This is a genomic window from Psychrobacter immobilis, from assembly GCF_904846065.1.
Classification (GTDB): Bacteria; Pseudomonadota; Gammaproteobacteria; order Pseudomonadales; family Moraxellaceae; genus Psychrobacter; species Psychrobacter immobilis_H.
This window is the reverse complement of sequence record NZ_CAJGZV010000001.1, coordinates 2,590,221-2,611,169: the sequence shown is the minus strand read 5'-3', so window position 1 is coordinate 2,611,169 and position 20,949 is coordinate 2,590,221. Positions and strand designations below refer to the sequence as shown.

At 42.3% G+C, this 20,949-nt stretch carries 17 protein-coding genes; 10 read left to right on the top strand and 7 right to left on the bottom strand.

Going from position 1 to position 20,949, the window contains the following annotated elements:
* The first annotated feature begins 277 nt into the window (after positions 1–277).
* On the top strand, positions 278–5,938 hold the full coding sequence (locus JMW64_RS10820) for a beta strand repeat-containing protein (protein WP_201554675.1): 5,661 nt from the start codon (positions 278–280) through the stop codon (positions 5,936–5,938).
* Positions 5,939–6,153: 215 nt separating this feature from the next.
* Positions 6,154–7,083, top strand: a complete 930-nt coding sequence (purU, locus tag JMW64_RS10815) for a formyltetrahydrofolate deformylase (RefSeq protein WP_109589658.1) — start codon at positions 6,154–6,156, stop codon at positions 7,081–7,083.
* A 123-nt stretch (positions 7,084–7,206) separates the two neighbouring features.
* Here purU and JMW64_RS10810 read toward each other — a convergent pair whose 3' ends face one another.
* Positions 7,207–7,998: a cytochrome C assembly family protein gene (locus JMW64_RS10810; protein WP_193008587.1), complete on the bottom strand. Its 792-nt coding sequence runs from the start codon at positions 7,996–7,998 to the stop codon at positions 7,207–7,209.
* A 472-nt stretch (positions 7,999–8,470) separates the two neighbouring features.
* On the opposite strand from JMW64_RS10810, the gene ffh reads away from it, so the two are divergent.
* From ffh to JMW64_RS10775, 7 genes are all read left to right on the top strand, one after another.
* Positions 8,471–10,021 (top strand): signal recognition particle protein, encoded by a 1,551-nt coding sequence (ffh, locus tag JMW64_RS10805; protein ID WP_201554674.1) that lies wholly within the window; start codon positions 8,471–8,473, stop codon positions 10,019–10,021.
* Between the two features lie 204 nt (positions 10,022–10,225).
* Positions 10,226–10,909 carry a tRNA (adenosine(37)-N6)-threonylcarbamoyltransferase complex dimerization subunit type 1 TsaB gene (gene tsaB / locus JMW64_RS10800; RefSeq protein WP_193008676.1) on the top strand — a complete coding sequence of 228 codons (684 nt, stop codon included), beginning with the start codon at positions 10,226–10,228 and terminating at the stop codon, positions 10,907–10,909.
* 96 nt (positions 10,910–11,005) lie between these two features.
* A complete protein-coding gene (locus JMW64_RS10795; RefSeq protein WP_109589588.1) occupies positions 11,006–11,848 on the top strand; it encodes an undecaprenyl-diphosphate phosphatase in 843 nt (280 codons plus the stop codon).
* Between the two features lie 46 nt (positions 11,849–11,894).
* Positions 11,895–12,806 carry a class I SAM-dependent methyltransferase gene (locus JMW64_RS10790; protein ID WP_201554672.1) on the top strand — a complete coding sequence of 304 codons (912 nt, stop codon included), beginning with the start codon at positions 11,895–11,897 and terminating at the stop codon, positions 12,804–12,806.
* A gap of 77 nt (positions 12,807–12,883) precedes the next feature.
* Complete coding sequence (locus tag JMW64_RS10785; RefSeq protein WP_060491739.1) at positions 12,884–13,126, top strand: hypothetical protein; 243 nt, start codon at positions 12,884–12,886, stop codon at positions 13,124–13,126.
* A gap of 95 nt (positions 13,127–13,221) precedes the next feature.
* Positions 13,222–14,139: a 4-hydroxybenzoate octaprenyltransferase gene (ubiA, locus tag JMW64_RS10780; RefSeq protein ID WP_201554670.1), complete on the top strand. Its 918-nt coding sequence runs from the start codon at positions 13,222–13,224 to the stop codon at positions 14,137–14,139.
* Complete coding sequence (locus tag JMW64_RS10775; RefSeq protein WP_227676601.1) at positions 14,132–14,806, top strand: DUF4112 domain-containing protein; 675 nt, start codon at positions 14,132–14,134, stop codon at positions 14,804–14,806. Before ubiA ends, JMW64_RS10775 begins: the two co-directional genes overlap by 8 nt.
* Before the next feature lie 119 nt (positions 14,807–14,925).
* On the opposite strand, the gene JMW64_RS10770 is transcribed toward JMW64_RS10775, so the two are convergent.
* Together JMW64_RS10770 and JMW64_RS10765 are read right to left on the bottom strand one after the other, a co-directional pair.
* Positions 14,926–15,555, bottom strand: a complete 630-nt coding sequence (locus tag JMW64_RS10770) for a hypothetical protein (protein ID WP_227694190.1) — start codon at positions 15,553–15,555, stop codon at positions 14,926–14,928.
* Between the two features lie 132 nt (positions 15,556–15,687).
* Positions 15,688–16,320: a hypothetical protein gene (locus JMW64_RS10765; RefSeq protein WP_193008592.1), complete on the bottom strand. Its 633-nt coding sequence runs from the start codon at positions 16,318–16,320 to the stop codon at positions 15,688–15,690.
* A gap of 177 nt (positions 16,321–16,497) precedes the next feature.
* Between JMW64_RS10765 and yiaA the strand changes: the two genes are divergently transcribed.
* On the top strand, positions 16,498–17,058 hold the full coding sequence (yiaA, locus tag JMW64_RS10760) for an inner membrane protein YiaA (RefSeq protein WP_083475698.1): 561 nt from the start codon (positions 16,498–16,500) through the stop codon (positions 17,056–17,058).
* 17 nt (positions 17,059–17,075) lie between these two features.
* On the opposite strand, the gene mnmD is transcribed toward yiaA, so the two are convergent.
* The 4 genes from mnmD to ispZ all read right to left on the bottom strand — a co-directional run bounded on the left by mnmD (position 17,076) and on the right by ispZ (position 20,762).
* Positions 17,076–19,124, bottom strand: coding sequence for a tRNA (5-methylaminomethyl-2-thiouridine)(34)-methyltransferase MnmD (mnmD, locus tag JMW64_RS10755; RefSeq protein WP_227694257.1), 2,049 nt, complete (start codon positions 19,122–19,124; stop codon positions 17,076–17,078).
* Positions 19,125–19,305: 181 nt separating this feature from the next.
* Positions 19,306–19,680 (bottom strand): hypothetical protein, encoded by a 375-nt coding sequence (locus JMW64_RS10750; RefSeq protein ID WP_227676030.1) that lies wholly within the window; start codon positions 19,678–19,680, stop codon positions 19,306–19,308.
* Between the two features lie 62 nt (positions 19,681–19,742).
* Positions 19,743–20,072, bottom strand: coding sequence for a YciI family protein (locus JMW64_RS10745; protein WP_045444270.1), 330 nt, complete (start codon positions 20,070–20,072; stop codon positions 19,743–19,745).
* Positions 20,073–20,210: 138 nt separating this feature from the next.
* Complete coding sequence (gene ispZ / locus JMW64_RS10740; protein WP_045444273.1) at positions 20,211–20,762, bottom strand: septation protein IspZ; 552 nt, start codon at positions 20,760–20,762, stop codon at positions 20,211–20,213.
* Positions 20,763–20,949 lie beyond the last annotated feature (187 nt).

The window sequence follows — 20,949 nt, the reverse complement described above, 5'->3', positions numbered from 1 at the left end:
AATACTCAAATATTTTTATGATTATTGTCGATCTAAAGGATGGCTATTATACCCTGAAATTCACTGGCTATGTTGTTGATTATTTAATAGTAAAAATTAATTTTTAGTTGTAAGTTATGACAAAAGTCAGTAAAGTTGCTGTTATATATTTAATACAATCTGTTAATACAACTGGTATTAATGTAAATCTATGTATCATTACCAATCTATTATGATTCTGTGTAATGATTTTCGCTTATTTGCTCGAATAAATTACTGCTGACGCGGAGTCCAAAACATGTCATATAGCTCATTGCCTTTTACCTCTAAACTGTTTCAGCTCACTTCTTTGACTTGTGCTTTAGCATTGGCAGGCTGCGGTGGCGGCGGTGACGGTGATACTGTAGATTCTGTTGCACCGGCGCCTGATTTGGGTGTCACGCAACCTGGTACTGGTGGTAATGGTAATACTGGTGGTGGCCAACAAGTGCCAGACGTTGAGCCAGACTTCTTTATCCAAAAACTGAGCACAGCGCCTACTATTATTGAGTTGTCTGATGAGCAAGCAGCCTTTAGCGTTACGGTTAAAGCTGTTGAAAAAGTATCTGGTGGAGCGATGGTTGGTAAAGCTGTGACTCTAAAAGTAGTGGATTCTGAAAATAACGGTATCACCATCGAAGGTCAAAGCACCCAAACCACGGACAATGATGGCAATGCAGTATATGCATTAAAGCTCAATCCGCAAGCAGTTGCTGATAAAGATGACCTGATAAAAAATGGTTTTACGTTAGTAGCGACTGCTAAGAAAGCAGATGGCACTGCGGTTGCACCGCAAGAGCTAAAAGTTTCAGTCAGCAAAAAAGGTAGTGGTGACGGTACCCAAGTTATCGAAAGTGAGCTTGATATCAGTACTTCGTTAACTACGAGCTCGGTCTCCAATAACGTTTTAAACGTATATGGTGATACGGCAACCCTTAGTGTTATTGCCAAAAATAGTAAAGGTGCACGCGTCAAAGATGTAGCGGTTGGCTTAGGTATTGCCAACGTCAAAGGAATTGCTATCGTTGGCGGTAGCACTAAAGTTACTGATGATAACGGTCTAGCGACATTTACAATTCAAGTTGATGATAAATTATCAGTCGCTGACCGTACAGCGCTAGTGGGTAAAGCGATCGCTTATGCTATCAATATTGCAGAAGAAAGTGGCGCTACTAAAGAAACTAAAGGTGAATTCAAAGCAGCGCTTCCTGTCTCTGATTATGCTTTAACAGTGACTGGTAGCTCTAGTCGTCTTAGTGCTTATGGTGACAGTCAAACTATTACTATTGCTGCCACTGCTAAAAATTCTAAAGTACCGACAGCTATCAGTGGGTCGACAGCTACCATCAAAATTAATGATGGGTTGACTGGAGTGAATTTAAGCACTAACAAAGTGACTCTAAATGCTCAAGGGCAAGCCAATGTGACCTTGAACATTGATGCAGCTGTGAGTGAGGCTGACCGCAAGACGCTTATCAAAAACGGCATTAGTTATACGGTTGTCTTAACTGAGCCTAATCGTTCATCAACCTCAAAAACAGCTTCTAGCATAGTTTATCTACCTACTGCAGAATATAAAATCAACTTTAATGAAAGCAACAAGAAAGAACTATCAAGCTCAGGTGGTAGTGCTGTTATTAGCTTCCGTGTTAACAATAGTCGCGGCGGTATCATTGCAGGTCAGAAAGTTACAGCAAGCTTGCCCAAGGACTTAGCTAATGCTGGTCTATTAACGCTACAGAATAACTCTGAGCAAGTAACAGACAGTAAAGGGGAAGTGAGTTACACAGTACGAGTGCCTAACAACTTAACAGAAGATCAGAAACTACAGTTAGAAAAGGCGACAACATTTGCTTTAACAGCAAGCATCATCGAGTCTTCAGGAGTACCGAGCTCTGTCAGTAGCGAGCAGATTCGTATTGGTTCAGACATAGGTCAGAGCGATATCCAATTATCAGCACAAAGCTTACCTACGACGGTTAGCGCGCTAGCAGAACAGTTCAAACTGCAAGTTTCTGGTAAACGTAAGAACGGTAGTGCAGCAGTGGGTCGTACAGTCAAAGTAGTGTTAGATCAAAGTACAAGTACTGGAATCACTATTATCGGTAATGAGCTTATTACTGATAGTAGTGGAATAGCAGAATTTAGTATTGGCATCAGCAAAAGCTTAACGCCAACGCAACGTGAAAATTTGATAAAGTCGGGAATTGGTTATACAGCGGTAATAACGGACGAGGATGGCACTCAGTCTAGGTTGCCAGGAAATATCAAAGTTGAGCAGCCAGTAACCAGCATTCAGTTTGCCTCTATTGCGACACCATCTATCAGTGAGCTAGGTGGTAACGGTAATATCAGTGTTAAGCTGACGACTAAAGGTAGCAACGTTAAGCCGGTTTCAGATAAAGAAATTACTATTCAATTGGGGGCCAAGGCACTTAGTTATGGAGTCACTGTCACACAGTCGGCGATGACTGACTTCAATGGTGATGCCTTATTTGCGGTTAATATACCAAGTGATCTAACAGCCGCTGAACGTACCGACCTTAAAAATACTGGTATTAATTATCAATTGTCTTATGTTGAAAACGGTATTGTCTATAACTCTGCAGCCATAAAAGTCACTATTATCACTCCAGTGGTCACTCTAAATATTCTAAATGCTACCAATAATATTAACAGCCAAGCAGGCTATATCCTCAATAACGTTGGTAGTAATGCTAGCATACAAGCCCAGTTGAATGACCAGTCTTCTGGTGAGCAAATTGCAAGTCAGCCTGTTAAATTGACCTTTTCTAATAAACAACTGGCCAGTTTGTTGACCGTGAATGGTCAAATTGGATCATCAACTATTACTGCAAGTACAACTGCTACTGGCCTTGTTAGTTTTAATGTGGTGGTACCAGCCAACTTGACAGATGCGCAAAAAGAGACGCTTGGAAAGCAAGTATTAACAGCTACTTTGACAGAAACACTGACTGGAAAACAACAGCAAGTTAAAATCAAAGTCCAGTCGATGACATCGGCCATTTCTCTATTAGCTAACCCAGTAGATGCTTTAAACCTAAATGGTGGTCAAACACAGATTGAAGTAGTAGCAAAAGACAGTAAAGGTAATATTATCACTGGACAAAACATCTTCCTTTCATTACCAGCTTCTATCGCTAGCAAAGGAGTTACCTTAATATCTGGTAGTCAAACCACTGATAACTCAGGTAAAGCAGTATTCACTATCGCTGTGGCAAACAACTTAACTGAATCACAAAAATCTGCTATCGGCAGTAGCATTAGTATTGCTTTATCTGCTGCTGACGTTAACGGTAATATTGTTACTCAAGCAGCCAATGTCACAACTGTGACACCAGATGTAAACGGTACTAAAGAGAATTTAACAATAGGTGCGAATAAAGTCGTTAATACCAAAGGTGATACTTTCAAAGTATTTGTTCGTTTAGAGAATGAAGATGGCGCTGTTGCCAATCGTGAAGTAAGTTTAAATGTTGATGATCCTTTAAGAACAGGCGTTAGTGTCTCTAATGGGACTGCGAATACTAACAGTGATGGCGTGGCAACTTTTAACTTGACACTTGAAAATGGTGCTAACGTTAATCAAGCAATTCTAGAAGCTGGTATTCGATTAACAGCGACCACGACGACTGCTGAAAATGTCAAGTTGGAGCAAAATTACATCGTTGCAGTCGATACGGCTACGATTGATAGTTATCAGCTAATAGCATCTTCGGATAAACCTACCTTAAACACTGGTGGCGATCAAACTAATGCCACTTTCCGTGTGACTGACAGTAAAGGTGGTATCTTAGCAGGGGTGCCTGTACAGCTGAATATCGAAGCTCTAGAAGCAAGTGGAGCGGCTTTAACTACACCAAGCATGGTAACTACTGATGCTAATGGTCAGATCGATATTGGCGTCATCTTAGCAGCCAATTCTATCAATTCACGTCTAAATCATAGCGTAGTAATCAATGCCAAAATCGTCACGCCACAATATGATGCAGATGGCAAAGTCAGCATGCAAGTGCGTGAAGAGAAATCATTAAGCCTATCAGCTATCGGTACAGAAATTACTATTACAGCTACAGACGCTAATCTAAAAGATGGCGCATCTACTACTATCACGACCACATTAGTAGATGGTGCGGGACGTGCTATTGCCAATGCTGATATGGAGTTAGTCGACGCGAACGGTGATATTATCCATTCTAGTGCGACTGCTACTAGTAATGTAGATGGTAAAGCAGTATTTAATATTAACGAAGCTGATTTGAATTTTGATAATAACGGTAACTTACGTATTTTTGCCAGAGCCACTGGTGAGCGTGCACTAGTTGCACAGCGTAGTACTAGCAGTCTTGATTTGGTTAAAGTATCACAAGCAGGTATTAGTTTTATTAATATTGAAAATGTCTATGATGTCAATGCGGCACAAAATATTAATGTACAAATCCGTACTGACTCTCCAGCCCAAGCGACTGCGCTTATTGGTAAGGTTGTAGAGGTACAAACAACGATTGGTACATTTGCTAACAATAATGTGATTGTTACTCAAGCAATCACTGCAGGCAATATTCAAGGCAATATTATTACTGTCCCTGTGGTGCTAACGTCTACGCTTGCTGGTACAACTGTATTACAGGCAACTGTGCTGGGTGAAATGACTAACGGCGCGCTTAAATATCAAACCACAGTTGATACCCGTTTTAGAGCCACTACACCTGCGAAGATGCTGTTTCAAGCAGTGAAATCAGTCATCACACCCGGCAGTAGCACAGAAGTTGTTGCCACGGTTAAAGACAAAAATGATGTGCCAGTAGAAGGGCAAACGGTTGTATTCAGTCGTGCTGCAGATTCATCAGCTGGCCGCTTATCTGCTGCTACCGCAGTTACAAACAGCAAAGGCGAGGCGCGTGTGGTATATCAAGCCAATGCCAGCTCACCTATCGGTGGCGTGATTATTAATGCTCGCTTATTAAACGACAATGCCAGCATTGGTACCAAAACAACTAATATTACGGTATCGAAAGAAGCGGTTTATACAACCTTAGCGTTTAGTAATGTCTTATCTACTGATAATATTTATTACACGGTTCGCGGTTCAATATCTGTTATGGATGGCTCAGGGCGCGCGGTACCAAATAAAGAAGTATCGATCAAGTCTTATGCTATTGAATATGCTCAAGGTAAAGTTTGTTTGCTTGATAGCAATGTGACTTATCAAGCGGCCAATACTACAGACGCCGATGGCAATGTGAATACACCTGAACCTATAACTTTTGCAGAATTAGTTCCTGTACTGCAGAAGACGGATTGGATTATTAGTGAAGACAGTCCTGAATATAACTATACTTTAGATAGTGATGAAGATGTGAATAGCAACAATAGTCTTGATGCTATCAATCCCGTAGCAATTATTGGTGGCACACTATCTGATGACGGTTATTCATTCGTGACTGATGAAGAAGGTCGTGCAGACTTTGAGATTCGCTATCCAATTCGTTATTCAAGCTGGGTAAAAGTGCGTTTTGAGGCTTCTACTTTCTTGAATGGCAGTGAAAATACTCAAAGTATTAACTATTCTCTACCATATTTGGCAAGTGACTTGAGAGTAGAGGATCCAAACTTATTCTCTCCTTGGATTGGTGATACCAGTCCGTTTGGTGATGCTGGTGTGGTGTGTGTAAACAGTTTGAGTGTGAATATTAATGCCGAGAAAAATACATCTAAAATAGTATTATCTCCTTATCAAACAAGTTACTCTGTGTCTATTAATGGCGTAATTCCAACGACAACAGCACAAGGCTATAACAGCTTTATTGTAGACTTCAATCAAGCATTTGATTTGGGTTCTACAATAGGTGTTAACAGTAACGGTTCAGGATTTTCTAGAAATATTACAATCGAATAAACGACACTTTAGTAGGTAATCTGGTCAATCACATACTACTATCAAGCAAAAACCCCTAACCCTGCGTTGGGGGTTTTCATATTTATAACCTCAATAACGAAATACAACCAACTCAATCAGCAAAGTTAGGTAAAAGCGATTAGAATAGTCGGTTTCCTATGCTAATGACCGTATTGAAAGTCAGTAGCAAGTTTAATTTTTTGATTGGGCGCACTATGTCAGACACTGCAACGATTACTTCAGCAAAAAACTCATCTCATAAACTATCTAATAACCTGTCTAACAAGACGACAATCGATACTGCCACGCTATTGATTAAATGCCGTGATCAAGCCGGTATCGTGCAAGCGGTATCTGAGTTTATCCATCGTTATGGCGCTAATATCATCACTCTCGATCAGTATTCAACTGCTCATGAGGGTGGTCAATATTTTATGCGTTTAGAGTTTGCTTTAGCAGGATTGAGCGAGATTATTGAGAATTTTGAAGCCAGTTTTGCGCATACGGTAGCCAAGCGCCATAATATGGCTTGGCGTTTACATGATAATGCGATTAAGACGAAAGTTGGTATTTTAGTATCAAAGTTTGATCATGCATTGTTGGATTTGTTATGGCGGCATCAGCGAGGTTTACTTGACTGCGAGATTACCTCTGTTGTTAGTAATCACGAAGACTTACGCCAATCGGTAGAGAACTTCGGTATTACTTTCCATCATGTGCCAGTGACCAAAGACAATAAATCAGAGGCAGAAGAGCAGATTCATACGCTAATGGCAGGCAATGATTTGCTAGTGTTGGCGCGTTATATGCAGATATTATCGTCTGATTTTGTCAAGCGATGGCCGATGCAAGTCATTAATATTCACCATTCATTTTTGCCTGCATTTGTGGGAGCTGACCCTTATCGTCAGGCTTATGATAAAGGTGTGAAACTCATTGGCGCGACCGCGCATTACGTCACCGCTGAGCTTGATCAAGGCCCTATCATTGAGCAAGATGTACACCGAGTCACTCACCGTCAAGGTGTGACCGAGCTGCGCGCTATTGGTCGTGATATCGAGCGCAATGTCTTAGCACGCGCCGTGAACTGGCATGTACAAAACCGCGTGATTGTAGCGGGTAATAAAACCGTGGTTTTTAATTAGCCTCTAATTAGAGCTATTTCAAATTGAAAAGTGCTGGTTAACATAAGGTTAAAAAAAGCCGTGAGTATTATTCATTAATACTCACGGCTTTTTTCTGGACCTATTGCTATTGCAGCGCTGATTTTATATCAGCATCTCTAACACAAACTTGCTGCCCACAAAGCCAATGGCTAATAGGAGAAAAGCATAGATAGTCATATTGGCGGCACGTTTGCCCCGCCATCCAGCACGCCAGTTACCGACCAGTAGCGCCCCAAACAATAACCAAGACAGCAGGCTAAACACAGTCTTATGCACAATATGCTGTGCCATCAAATCCTCTACATAGATAAAGCCAATGCCCAATGCGATACTCAGCAGGACAAAACCGACCAATAACATATCGAATAATAGACTCTCCATACTTTGTAGTGACGGTAGTTTATTGACCCAAAACCGATGAATAGAGTGGTGCTTGAGTTCGCGTATTTGTAGGCGCAAAAATAGCGCTTGCACCGCTGCCATCAGCAGCACACAATAGGCGGCAAGTGATAGTAATATATGAGCTTCAAGCCCAATACTGATATTTGTAATGGGTTGATAAGGCGCACGGCCAATATAGCCAATTGTCAACCCTACCAATGCTGTTGGCGCTGCCAGTATGCCCAGACTGATAATAGGGCGATACAAGCAAAATAAAAAATAGAAGAACAAAAAGAATAAGCTGATTAGGCTGATGATATTAAAAAGATTGAAATTTAGCCCGTAAAGCGTCACAACATAAGGATAAAGTAGCGCCGCATGCGCGAGCATGCCGACCATCAATAATCCCAAACTGATGCCTTTATGGATAGGCTTATCCCGAGTCAGTGCCCAACTAAGGTAAGCGCTGACTAAGATATAGGCTAGGCTAGCAAGTAAGAATGCAAAGTGCACAGATATAATGCCTCATCTCATACTGAGCGTAAAATAGCCGCTCAATTTAATGCTAAAGTGGTATTATCGGAATGATTAGAATAATCGTCCAATTTATCATAAAATGGGTGCCAATTGAGCACCAACTTGCTTATTCCTTATAAATGCTTGGCCAAGTTTGCTTGAATAAGCGCTCATATGCCTAGCTTATAAAGCGATTGTCTATAAGTCATAAAGCGCTGCGCTAAGCTTTGGTAATGCTGTATTTGCAAAATCATTATAATTTTGGCGTCGTCTTGGTGCTATAGTGTTGATAATAGACTATTTTTTATCATTGTTTTTATGAAGATACGATTAAATACTTTACAGTATTCCCTAATAATATTTATCCGCCATTTGAGCTGAAGCCAGTTTCACTAAGTATTGTTTTAAGTAAGCATTATTTTAAGTAAATATTGTTTTCACCAAGAATTATTTTAAATGAGAGTTATTTATGTTTGATACCTTAACAGAACGCTTATCGTCGAGCCTGCGCAATATCGTCGGTACTGGGCAGTTGACCGAAGACAACATCAAAGATACCCTGCGTGAAGTGCGTATGGCGCTACTAGAAGCCGACGTCGCGCTACCCGTCACCCGTGACTTTGTGAAGCGCGTCAAAGAGCAAGCGCTTGGTGCAGAAGTGCTGAAAGAATTGGCACCGGGGCAAGCCTTTGTCAAAATCGTCCATGACGAGCTGACCGAAATGATGGGCAGCGCCAATCAGCAGCTTGAGATGACGGGTAAGCCACCAGTTGTTTATTTACTGGCGGGTTTGCAAGGGGCAGGTAAAACCACGACTGCCGGTAAATTGGCAAAGTTTTTACAAGAGCGTCATAAGAAAAAGGTGATGCTAGTATCCGCTGACGTCTATCGTCCAGCGGCGATTGCTCAGCTTGAGCAAGTGGCAGGTCAAGTGAATGCCAAGTTTGTTAATTCAAGTAGCGACGAAAACCCGATTGATATTGCCTTACGTGCTATCGAAGAAGCAAAGATTCAGTACCAAGATATTCTGATTATTGATACCGCTGGTCGTCTGGCTATCGATGAGACTATGATGGCTGAGATTAAGGCGTTAACTGCAGCGGTCAATCCGTCTGAAACGTTATTTGTCGTCGATGCGATGACGGGTCAGGATGCGGCAAATACTGCCAAAGCCTTTAATGATGCGCTGCCATTAACGGGTGTCATCTTAACCAAAACTGATGGTGATGCGCGCGGCGGTGCGGCACTTTCTGTACGCGCGATTACTGGTAAGCCGATTAAGTTTTTAGGTCGCGGTGAAAAATTAGACGCGTTAGAGCTGTTCCATCCTGAACGTATCGCTCAGCGTATTCTTGGTATGGGTGACGTCTTAAGCCTAGTCGAAGAAGTTGAACAAAAAATCGACCGTGATAAAGCCGAAAAAATGGCGAAAAAGATGCAAAAGGGCGGCGATTTCGACCTTGAGGATCTATTGACCCAATTCCAACAAATGAAAAGCATGGGCGGCATGGCAGGCTTCTTAGATAAGATGCCAGGTATGGGCGGCTCGGATATGCAAAAAGCAGTCGAAGATGCTAAGCCAGAAGAAAAAGTACGTGAGATGGAAGCGTTGATTAATTCGATGACGCCATTTGAGCGCAAAAATCCCGATAAAATTAACCCAAGTCGTAAGCGCCGTATTGCCGCAGGTTCGGGACGTGAGATTCAAGACGTCAATCGTTTGCTCAAACAACACAAGCAAATGGCAAAAATGATGAAAATGATCTCCAAGCCTGAAGGCATCAGTAAAATGATGAAGTCAATGCAAGGGTTGATGGGTGGCGGCGGTGCTGGTGGCGGCGGTGGCGGTCCTTTATTTGGTGGCGGCGGTCAGCAAGGCGGCGTCAAGGATGTGAATCCACAACAAATGGCTAAGCAGATGGGTCTGGATCCAAACAACATGCCAAGCACCGAAGAGATGCAAAAACAAATGCAGGAAATGCAGAATCAAGCGCCAAAAAAGTTTAAAACCCGTTTTTAATTGATAGATGCTTAGATTGCTATAGTATTGAATTCTTAATGAAAACCCCAAGGTGCAAGTCACTTTGGGGTTTTTTATGTCTGTCATGTTCCCATAAATATTGATGGATTAAGTATGAAAATTTATAAATTAATAAAATTTGCCTATCCTAAATGCTATGATAGGCGCTGTTTTATAATGCTAAGTCAATAGGTCGAGGTTATGATGTTTTTAGCAATGGATACCGTGTTTGATCAGTGTTCGATCGCGATTTTAGATGCCAGTGGTCAAGTGCTATCGAGTCATACGGAGACGGGTAAACGCCAACAAACCCAGCAAATTCTACCGATGATTGACGTCGCTTTGTCCGAGGCTAAGCTCAACCTTGCTGATTTACAAGCCTTGATATTTAACCGTGGTCCTGGTGCTTTTAGTGGCATACGGATTAATACGGCAGTAGTACAAGCATTGTCTGTCGCCCATGATATTCCTTGTGTAGGAGTCTCAAGCCTACAAGCGATTGCGCAAGCGGCGTATCAAAAATATGGTGTGACTGAAGTGTATAGCGCCCTTGATGCGCGTATGCAGCAAGTTTATTTTGGGCAATATGTGCTAATAGACAACCTTATGCAGGCGGTTAATCAAGAAAATGGCGAAGATACCGAGCAGTTGCTCGATTATGACAGCCGGACCCTGCTTAATATTCCCATTGCTGGCAATGGTGCGCCGTTATTAACATTACATGACGGTCAGATCATTCAGGCAGATATTCACCCTGATGCTACTGTGATAGGGCAGCTTGGTATTGCTCAATTTATGGCGACAGGCGGTACAGAAGCCTCGCAAGCTTTACCAAAGTATCTGCGTAATCAAGCGTGGAAAACGCTCAAAGAGCAAGGTAAGGCGTAACCATCATATTAATGCCAGCCATTATCAGTGCTATATAAAATATAAAAATACTCTAAAACACTATTAGCCAATAGATCCATATTTAGGAAAGCCATCGTGGATATCATTTTATTAATTCAAGCTGTTATCATGGGTATCGTTGAAGGTATCACTGAATTTTTACCCATCTCTAGCACTGGCTACTTGATTTTATCAGCGGATTTGATGGGCTTTTGGACCAAAGAAAAAGTCGATTTATTTGTGGTAGTGGTGCAGCTTGGTGCTATCTTAGCGGTCATTTATGATTACTGGGACAGACTATGGCAAGCGCTGATGGGTCTGCTGACAGGCAAAGCTGAAGGCATGAGTAATCCACGCCAGCTTGGACTTAGCTTGATTGTGGCGACTATTCCGGTGATGATCGTTGGTTTTACCTTCGCCGATGAGATTAAATCATATTTATTTAATCCTATCGTCGTGGCAATTATGCTGATTATCGGTGGTTTATTGATATTCTATGTAGAAAATCGCCCTAAAACGATTATTGCGCAAGAAGCAGAAGACGTCAGTCTAAAAACCGCGTTGATGATTGGTCTGCTGCAATGTCTGGCATTGATACCGGGAACATCACGCTCAGGCGCGACAATTATCGGCGCGCTATGGCTCGGCGTCTCACGTAAAGCTTCCGCTGAATTTTCTTTCTTTTTGGGTATTCCAGTCATCGTGGGCGCGGCATTATTAGATTTGCTGAAGCATCATGACGTATTGACCAATAGCGAGGATTGGCTGGTATTAGGTATAGGTACGGTGGTGTCATTTATCGTCGCCTTACTCTGTATCCGTTTGCTAGTAGAATGGGTCAGTCGTCGTGATTTTAAAATCTTTGCGTGGTTACGCATTATTACTGGCATCATTGTATTAATAGCGGCTTGGGGTTTTGGTTATCAAATGGCAGGCTAGAGCCGATTGTAGGATGAGTCTATAAGCCGCGAATAGGAAAGTAGAGATGACCGCTTCACGCCAAGGGTTCAAAGAGAGTAGTAACATTATGCGCTGCCAACTATACTATGTCAGTGAGTCGCAGCATAGTCAGGTTGCAGATATACAAGCGTTAATAATTGCACATGAGCTGCCCATTGTTTTACACCTTGAGCTGTTTACCGATAAGCTTAGTCAAAAACGTCGCCAGCAGTTAAGCCAGACAGCTACCCAACCTATTTTGTTGTTGGATGAAAAAAATAAGCTATCATGGCTGAGCGATGGGTTAAGCGTTGCACCAGAATGGGATAAGCTGCAACGCCGTGTAGTGAGTGCGGGGCGTAAGTCTGAGTTATTATTACAAGCAGTCAAAATCACGTCTGACAGTCATGTTATCGATGCCACAGCAGGCTTTGGTCATGACAGTTTGATATTAGCCAGTACGGGCGCTCAGGTCATCATGCTTGAGCAACAGCCCTTGATGGCATTGTTATTGTTAGTAGAGCAGCAGCGTATGAGTGGGCTAGCAAATTGGCAAAAGCTGATAAGCCGTCTGCATATTATCAATACCGATGCGCTTGGCTATTTTGCAACTCTAGCAGCTGATACAATAAATGACACTAAAGAAATCGATAAGAAAGCAGTCGATGTGGTGTATCTGGATCCTATGTTTCCGGAAGACAGTTACCAAGATAGCAAAACGGGTAAAGGCGCTAAAGTGGGTAAGCACATGCAAGCCTTACACCAATTGGCTAGCCCCCCAACGCTAGAACAAGAAGAACAGTTGCTACAAAGTGCGCAAGCAGTCGTCCGTCAAAATGCTCAAACGTCTGGCCGCGTGGTCGTTAAGCGTCCGCAATTTGCGCCGTTACTTGCGCATCAACAACCAAGTGAGAGCTGGCATAACGAAGCCGTACGCTTTGATGGTTATTTTGTTTAATAGCCATTTTTTATGATAATGACTGTGCTCAGTTAACAAGTTTGTATTTTTAGAATTAGGGAATTTAGGAGCAGGGAATGTCGACGCTAATTATTTGGATCATGGGTGCAGGATTATTATTAATAAATATCATTTTGCGCACTCGAATATTAAGGCTAGAAGCCCGTTTAAAAGAGTTCAGTCGTCCTGAAGATTATGTGGCATTTTTGCGTCAACAAGCCGCACCAAAAGACAAAATCCCTGCCATTAAAGCCTTACGCAAACAATATCCTGAGCTTTCGCTCATCGAGGCCAACAAATTGTGGCAGCAAATTCAGTAGCTCGCCAATCTATTAGCTTAATCTATTGGCTTTCAGACAGTTATATAAATACAAATAGGCATACAGAATATTCTATCAGTGATAATTAAAATACCATGACATTCGATGACAAACTACAAGCTTACCTGCAGCTGACGCGCTTTGATAAACCAGTAGGTATTGAGCTATTATTATGGCCAACGCTATGGGGCGTAATGCTGGCGGCGATGGGTCAAGCGCAACAGCAAGGTTCAAGTGCAGGTCTACCAAGTCTTAAGATGTTGGTGATTTTTGCGCTTGGCGCAATTTTTATGCGGGCGGCAGGTTGCGCGATCAATGATTTTGCCGATCGTAAGGTCGATGGTCATGTGACGCGCACCAAAGGACGTCCATTAGCTGATGGGCGTCTGTCTGCTAAAGAAGCAATCGCTGCTTTTTTAGTATTGGTATTACTCAGTGCCAGTTTGCTGTTCTTTTTGCCGATAGCCGTATTTTACTGGTCGCTTGGCGCAGTGTTATTGGCATTCATTTATCCATTTATGAAGCGTTTTACCCATTTGCCGCAGGTGTTTTTAGCAGCGGCTTTTGGTTGGGCGATACCGATGGCGTATGTGGCGATACAAGGCGCGCCTGATATATGGTGTTGGCTGTTATTTGTCGCTTATATGTGTTGGACCGTGGCTTATGATACCCAATATGCTATGGCTGACCGTGAAGATGATTTAAAAATTGGGGTCAAATCAACGGCGATATTATTTGGTCGCTATGATGTGATTATTATCTCGCTGCTACAAACATTGTTTTTGCTTATCATGGGCGCGGTCATTTGGCATTACTTTGCACCGACAAGCTTAGGCCTGACGCCAGTATTTGGCTTGGCGTTAGTGGCAATGATGTTTGCTAAGCAAAATAGCGCTTGTGCTACTCGTAATGCAAGAGCCTGTTTTCAGGCGTTTTTAGCCAATATATGGGTAGGGCGTTACGTCTTTGCTCTCATTGCAATCGCTTGTTTGTGGACGACTTTTAATGGATAACTTCAAAAAGCTCTCAAAGTCAAAAGCGAAAAAATCTTCTGATGCCAATGCACCTGTTATCGATTATCAAGCAAAGTTAGCTGAGCATGGGCTAACACGCGAACAAGTGATCGCCACCGAGCGTAAATTGGCTAAGTTTGCTAATACGATGGATTCGCTGGTACGTGTGCCTTTTACCAAACAAGGCATGGGTGCAGATGCGGCGCTTTCGACGATTCCGCTGGCAGGAGATTTAGCAGGACTGGCTTTAACCAGCTATGCTTTTGTATTAGGGCGTCAGCTGGGTGTGCCAGCGCATAAAATGACGCCTGCGGTCAGACTGGCACTTATTGATATGGTCGTTGGTATCGTACCGGGTATTGGCACGCTGCTCGATATTTTTATTCGCCCCAGTCGTAAGACTTTAGGCATCGTGCATGAGCATCTGCACGATGAATATGGCATTACTGAAACGATGCACATGGATCGGCCGTTTTTGCATCAATCGCTAGAAGATAAGCAGCGTAGCCGTTTTGGCGCTTTTTGGCACAATCCTATCATTGCGTGGTTGTATTTGCACATTCCTGATCTGTTGGGATTAATCGTTATTGTAGTGATTGGTTGGGGACTGTGGGCAGTAATCAGTTGGCTGGTCAGTCTGTTTGGCAAAGTAACTGGATTTGGCTAGAGAAAAGTTAATAGCATTAAAAAGGCGGCAAATATCATAAATATTTGCCGCCTTTTTAATGCTCAAGAGATTTCTTTTATGTAACTTTTTAAAGGTGCTAAGCTGTATTTTTTAATCAATTACTCAGTGATGACTTCTGCTTCGGCACTGACTGCATCAAAGCTAGTAATTTTGTTATTTTGGACAAGGTCGATAGTACCACCACCCGCATGACTGACCAGCTCGATGCTGCCATCGCTTGATCGATAAGTCGGGTTATTGCCTTGACCTTCAGGTGCACTTAGTGTCATTTTTGGTTTGTTCGGTAGGCTGATGATAGCGTTGAGTACGCCTGCTGCTGAGGTTTCAAAAACGACCGAGAGTGCTTCACCAGCCGCATTTTTATAACGGACATCAGTAATTTGCGCGCCTTTAATAGCTTGTTCTGGATTTGGTGCTGGGGCAGTATTGTTTACTGCCGATTCTGTTGCACCAAGGTCATTCTCTAGCTCAGTTAAGCTTACATCTTGTTCTGAGCTTACTTCAGAATTTGCGATATCATCACCATTATCAGCGGTCGTATCAACATTAATATTGCTAGTCACGGGTGTGGTTTGTACCGCCGCTTCAGAGATTGTTTCGTTATCTGTCTCAGGCTCTGGTGGTTTTTGGCAAGCACTCAATAGTGAGAGACTTAAAAAAATAGCAGAAATCGCCTGAAAATAGGGCTTTGATTTTGCAATTGTAAGAGCATCGGTTTTAATAATCATACGGCTATCCATTGGTTGTTTTTTTATTCAAATATAGTGAACGACGTAGAATTATTTATCCCTCACAGTTAAATATGACCGTCATTTGCTATTATTATTATCAATTTCTTGCTTACTATCTACAGGCATTACTTATTTCAGTTTTAGATTGTCGGCCGCCATACCGCTTTCTTTATACACGTCATCTAAGTATCGACGGCTGGCAAGTAGCTTGTCTACAACGCCACTTTGGCTTTGGATATTGAGCTTTTGAGAAAAGTCTAAAATCGAGTTTAATTGATCTAATACCATGTCATAGCTGGTATTTTGTTTGTCGGTATCAATAATGACTGTTTTGGCATAATGTTGATCGAGGCTAAGGTAGTCGCCAATCAATTCTGGAACACGTGTGGTGATGAGTTTATTGAGGGTAAATAGCTGTGATTCAGTGATTTCTTCATGATGGGTAGACTCATATTGTTGTCCAATATCATCCATCACAGATCGAAACGCCTTAGGTACTTGCTCGTCATAAAGTAGCTTGATAAAAGGATGTCGAGCTGAAAAGTTAATCATGCTGAGCCCGTTAGCTCGCTCATGATTTACCTCGTTGTTTACAGTCATATCTGCTTTAGACTGGGTAGCGACAAGATTCGCAGAAGCTAAGTATTCTTGATGCCGCTGTATAGAAGCAATCTGTGTGTGCTTAGACTTTTCTTTCATCACAAAAAATATGGGCACAATAACAATTAGGCTAAGCAAAATGAGTAAGGTAAAAAAAGACATGTCGGGACTCTGTCATAAAAAATGCTATTTATTAAAAAAAAGTTTTTAGATTACAATATAACATGCTTGTGTTATGTTAAGGCAAAATAGCGGTCGATAAAAGTTGTATCTCGCTATTATGTATCTTACCACTATATATTTTACGACTAAGTGTTTGCCTATTTCTAATTAAGGAAGATGATGAATAATGACACGATTACGAAGAGTCAGCTAGCCGCTTATAAACCAACTACTGCTTATGTCGGGACTTCTTGGGCGGTGATGTTGGTGGGTGTCCTAGCGTATTTACTTGGCTTATGGAATGCACAGAGTATGTTATTAAATGAAAAAGGCTATTATATAGCGGTGCTGGCGCTAGGTCTTTATTCAGCAATTAGTTTGCAAAAAACCCTTCGTGATCGTAGTGAAGGTATTCCAACAACCAATATGTATTATCTAATCAGCTGGGCGGCTCTTGGATTATCCATTGCGCTAATCGCTATTGGTTTGATGAATGCGGGAAGTTTAAGCTTAAGTGAAAAAGGCTTTTATATGATGGCATTTACCATGAGTTTATTTGCTGCAGTGACCATTCAAAAAAACACCCGTGACGAAGCACAGATTCGGACTTTAACTGCACCAATGATTACGACTGATACTCAAAGTAGTACTAAAATTGGTCATCAAGAGTCCCGCGACTCTGACACTGGAAAATCACTTTTTGGCGCGGTTAAATCTAGAATGGAAGGCAGTGATTAAACCTTTGACTAAAAATCTCAAGTAAGCGGTGTTTGTAAACGCGTACGATTTGGCGACAGGCGCGCAAGCATCGCTATTGATAAGGGGGCAAATGCTCCTAACATCATATCTGTTAGCGCTTCAGCACATATTGGTGCAATGGCATACCCCTTAGCTCCCATGGCACTCATGACCCAAGTTCGTTTACTATCTGCTAGCGCTCCAACGATAGGATGGTAATCAGGCGTTTGCGTGCGAATCCCCACCCGTCCTTGCCACAAACTAATATCTGTTGGAATAATCGAGTCCATCTCAGGAATGGCAGTCACTAGTTTGTCTCGGCTAATCTGATGCTCTTCTGTGCGGATATCTATGTCTGTATCATTACGTATAAAGCTTGCGCCTAATAAAAACTGAGAGTGCTGTTCTATAACATCGTTCAATTGTGCATCGCCTGTTTGCGCGGTAAATAATGCACAGTAGCCACTATATTTAAGCGGTATTTTGGGCAATATGGTGAGCTGTTCGGTTGTGGGCGTAAACCAAGAAAGCTGACCACGAATTTTACGACAATCAAAAATACGCTTGTCCAGTTGATGGCTCTCAAAAGCTGCGCAAATGACCACGTTATCAGCGCTAATGGATATCGTCTGCTTATCCTGATTATTGCCTTCGATACAAGCATTTTCTTCTGTTTCGCTAATACTCTTAACGTCTACTTGCTGAAAGTGGATGAGCGGATGCATTAGGATAGTATCTTTTAATGCTTGCGGATTGACCAAGCCAGACTGCGGTAAATACAAATTCTCTGATAAATCTTGTGTTTTTAACCCGCTGACAGTTTGCGCCTGCTCATGGGATAGTGTGGTGGCCATCTCATCGGGGTAATCAGCGATTTGCTCTGTGCCAATATTGGCTTTCATAAGCAGATCAAGAGCACCCGTTGGTTCAAGTATTGGCACTAATCCTAATTTTTCAGCATCTACATTTAAGCATCGATATAGCCTGCTGCTATAGAGATAGCCTATGGTATGCAAATGTTCATCGACATGATGAATGGGCGTCATCTTAGGAGCGAGCAGAGCACGAGGGTTGCCTGATGCGCCTGCCAAAGGTGCTGATTTATCTAGCAAAGTCACTTGAATACCACGATTGGCCAATGACCAAGCCGTTAATAGCCCTGAAACGCCAGCGCCAATGACAATGCTATGGGCGGGCAGGTTGTCAGTGGGTTTGGTAGATTGGCTATCGTTGTCGGGCGCGGCGGTGCTAGCATTATTGTAAGAGGTTATGTCTTTACTATTTATGTCTTTACTATTTATGTCTTTACTATTGTCAGTTAAATTTATGGTATCCAGCATGATCGCCGTTAGCATTTCGTTCTTACGACCAAAGCCTTTCACTTTTTTAATCTGAAAGCCACAATCTTGCAGCGCACGTTTGACGATACCGGCACAGCTATAGGTGGCGGCAGTTGTATTGGGTCGTGATAAACGCTGCATTTGTGCAAAAATACTATCCGCCCACAAGGTACTATTGCAAGAGGGCGCAAAACCATCTAAAAACCAAGCGTCAACATAAGGTGCATGCGAGCTAGAAGAGTTACTTGATAGTTTGGCTAAGCTCTCAGCTGCGTCACCCAACCATATATCAAAAGTCAAATTATCATCAAAGAAACTCAAACGATGACAGCCCGCGATAAGAGGCGGATAGGCCGCCAATAATAGCTCTATTAGTGTTGTCAATTCAGGCGCGCGCTGTCCCCATAAGGCAAGTATTTGGGTAAGGTCGGTAAGGGGTATCGGGAACTTTTCAGTGGTAATAAAATGCAGTTTTGCAGTTGCTAATTGAGGGTGTATATCCCGCAGCTGTCGCCATAGCTGCCACGTAGCGAGAAAATTCAGTCCAGTACCAAAGCCCAATTCAGCAATCGTAAAGCATTGCTTTGGTGCAAGATTGGTCAGTCGTTCAGGCAATTGATTGTGCGCCAAAAACACATGACGCGATTCCGCTAAACCATCAGCATTTGAGAAGTAAACATCACCAAACTCACCCGATACAGGCACTTTATTACCCGTATCATCCATCTGCCAATCAATCTTGGCAGGGGTGATATTTGATGAGTGAATGCTTAGTGACTGAGTGTTTTTAGAGGATGTCGACGATGTATCAGTATCTTTTGATTCGAACGTGGATTTAGACATAGACAGTCACATAAGATAAATCAATAAAAAGCGCGTGGTACTAGTTACCAGCGTTCACGGCGGATTACCAGCGTTCACGGCGGACAAACACCAACCAAGAAATAAAAATACCGACCAGTAAGCTAATTAACACAGTAAATGCACCGTATAAAAAAAGCTGACCTTTGCTCTCGTAGACCAAAACATTTACTTGAGTTTGCAAGTCATTCAACTCGCGCTGCAACTGTGCATTACGGCTTAATAGCTGCTGATTGGCATCGGATAACGCCTTATCAGATGGTTGTAATTGCGCCGCCAATGTATCGCTGATATTCATCACTGAGTTTTTCGTTGGTTGAGCGGTCGATATTGGTTGAGCTGGCACGGGTGTCGTGAGTGTTGGATCAGCCACATCGATAGCTGTCACCGTCGGCGCAGCCTGTGCTGAAACAGTAGCCATAAAAATCATACTAACAATGCTACGCTGATAAGAGCGACTTTTTAACAAAGATAGGCACTGAATCACGATTTTGCTACTTTAACTGATGCGCTGTCATCCGCTTTTGGCAATGTATGAATAAAGGGTTTGATATCTACGTGACTGTACACGCCATCACGTAAGTAAGGCTCATCGTTTGCCCATGCTTGCGCTGCTTCTGCAGAGTCAAAGTCAGCAATAATTAAGCTGCCTGACATCTCGCCTTTGCCATGCTCGATGGGTGTTGGACCAGCGATAATCAGTCGATTGTCATGATCTAAAGCTTGCAAGCGTTCGACATGTTCAGCGCGGGTAATCTGACGTTGTGCGCTGCTATTGGCCACGTCATGACCAATAATGGCAAATAAGGACATGAGACTTCCTCGATTAATGAAAATTATGATTAATTTAAAGTGTTTTGCTTAATGCGCCCGAGCTAATTGCGATTAATGATTGTCGCTATTGGCATTTAGAAATAGCATTGGCTCTATTATAAAATGATAAATTGAGTATTATTTGACGGTTTTATCCGTGAGCGCAGGGTTGAGGTGCTTTTTTAATACGGCAAACTGGGCGATGACGAATACCAACATAATCGGAATCCAGCCATAAGTTTTAAAGTTAATCCATGCCTCATCTGACATCGTAAACGCTGTGATATAATGCAGTATGCCCATAAAGGCGAAGAATAGTGCCCAAGCGAGAGTGAGTTTTTTCCAACCACTCATCGTCAGCAAAAAAACATCTTTCATCGCCAGTTGCATCAGTGGTTTATTAATCGCAGCACTCACCAGAAGTGTTAGTGCAAAGATACCGTTGATAATGGGTGACTTCCAACGCAGATAGATATCATCACGCAATAATAAAGTACCACCACAAAATAAAATGGTTAATAGTAAGACAACCCATTGCTGTTTATCAAACGTGCCTTTTTGGCGAATAAAATGAATGGCATAAACGATGATGGTGGCGATGAGCAACGCACCTGCCCCCGCTAGGATACCACTGTAGCGAGCAGCAATAAAAAAGGCAATTAAGGGAATAAAGTCTAATAAAGCTTTCATAGCAAAGGGGATGTCCGACAAAAACGTATGGGGTAGTTTACACGTCTACTGCGCCAAAAAAAAGCAATCAACACGATAATCATGCTATATCACAGGCCTGCGTAGCAATATCTGATGATTATGACTCATAATCATGACAACTGCCAAATATAACGGCTTATTGCCAATGTGCTCATTTTTTTGTTTT

Excerpts from the sequence above, each read along its gene's own strand:
- tsaB (WP_193008676.1), top strand. The coding sequence starts at position 10,226 with ATGTTTTTAGCAATGGATACCGTGTTTGATCAGTGTTCGATCGCGATT.
- JMW64_RS10820 (WP_201554675.1), top strand. The coding sequence starts at position 278 with ATGTCATATAGCTCATTGCCTTTTACCTCTAAACTGTTTCAGCTCACT.
- JMW64_RS10745 (WP_045444270.1), bottom strand. The coding sequence starts at position 20,072 with ATGTCCTTATTTGCCATTATTGGTCATGACGTGGCCAATAGCAGCGCA.
- JMW64_RS10785 (WP_060491739.1), top strand. The coding sequence starts at position 12,884 with ATGTCGACGCTAATTATTTGGATCATGGGTGCAGGATTATTATTAATA.
- JMW64_RS10770 (WP_227694190.1), bottom strand. The coding sequence starts at position 15,555 with ATGATTATTAAAACCGATGCTCTTACAATTGCAAAATCAAAGCCCTAT.
- JMW64_RS10765 (WP_193008592.1), bottom strand. The coding sequence starts at position 16,320 with ATGTCTTTTTTTACCTTACTCATTTTGCTTAGCCTAATTGTTATTGTG.
- ispZ (WP_045444273.1), bottom strand. The coding sequence starts at position 20,762 with ATGAAAGCTTTATTAGACTTTATTCCCTTAATTGCCTTTTTTATTGCT.
- mnmD (WP_227694257.1), bottom strand. The coding sequence starts at position 19,124 with ATGGATGATACGGGTAATAAAGTGCCTGTATCGGGTGAGTTTGGTGAT.
- purU (WP_109589658.1), top strand. The coding sequence starts at position 6,154 with ATGTCAGACACTGCAACGATTACTTCAGCAAAAAACTCATCTCATAAA.
- JMW64_RS10750 (WP_227676030.1), bottom strand. The coding sequence starts at position 19,680 with ATGGCTACTGTTTCAGCACAGGCTGCGCCGACGGTGACAGCTATCGAT.
- ubiA (WP_201554670.1), top strand. The coding sequence starts at position 13,222 with ATGACATTCGATGACAAACTACAAGCTTACCTGCAGCTGACGCGCTTT.
- yiaA (WP_083475698.1), top strand. The coding sequence starts at position 16,498 with ATGATGAATAATGACACGATTACGAAGAGTCAGCTAGCCGCTTATAAA.
- JMW64_RS10790 (WP_201554672.1), top strand. The coding sequence starts at position 11,895 with ATGACCGCTTCACGCCAAGGGTTCAAAGAGAGTAGTAACATTATGCGC.
- JMW64_RS10775 (WP_227676601.1), top strand. The coding sequence starts at position 14,132 with ATGGATAACTTCAAAAAGCTCTCAAAGTCAAAAGCGAAAAAATCTTCT.
- ffh (WP_201554674.1), top strand. The coding sequence starts at position 8,471 with ATGTTTGATACCTTAACAGAACGCTTATCGTCGAGCCTGCGCAATATC.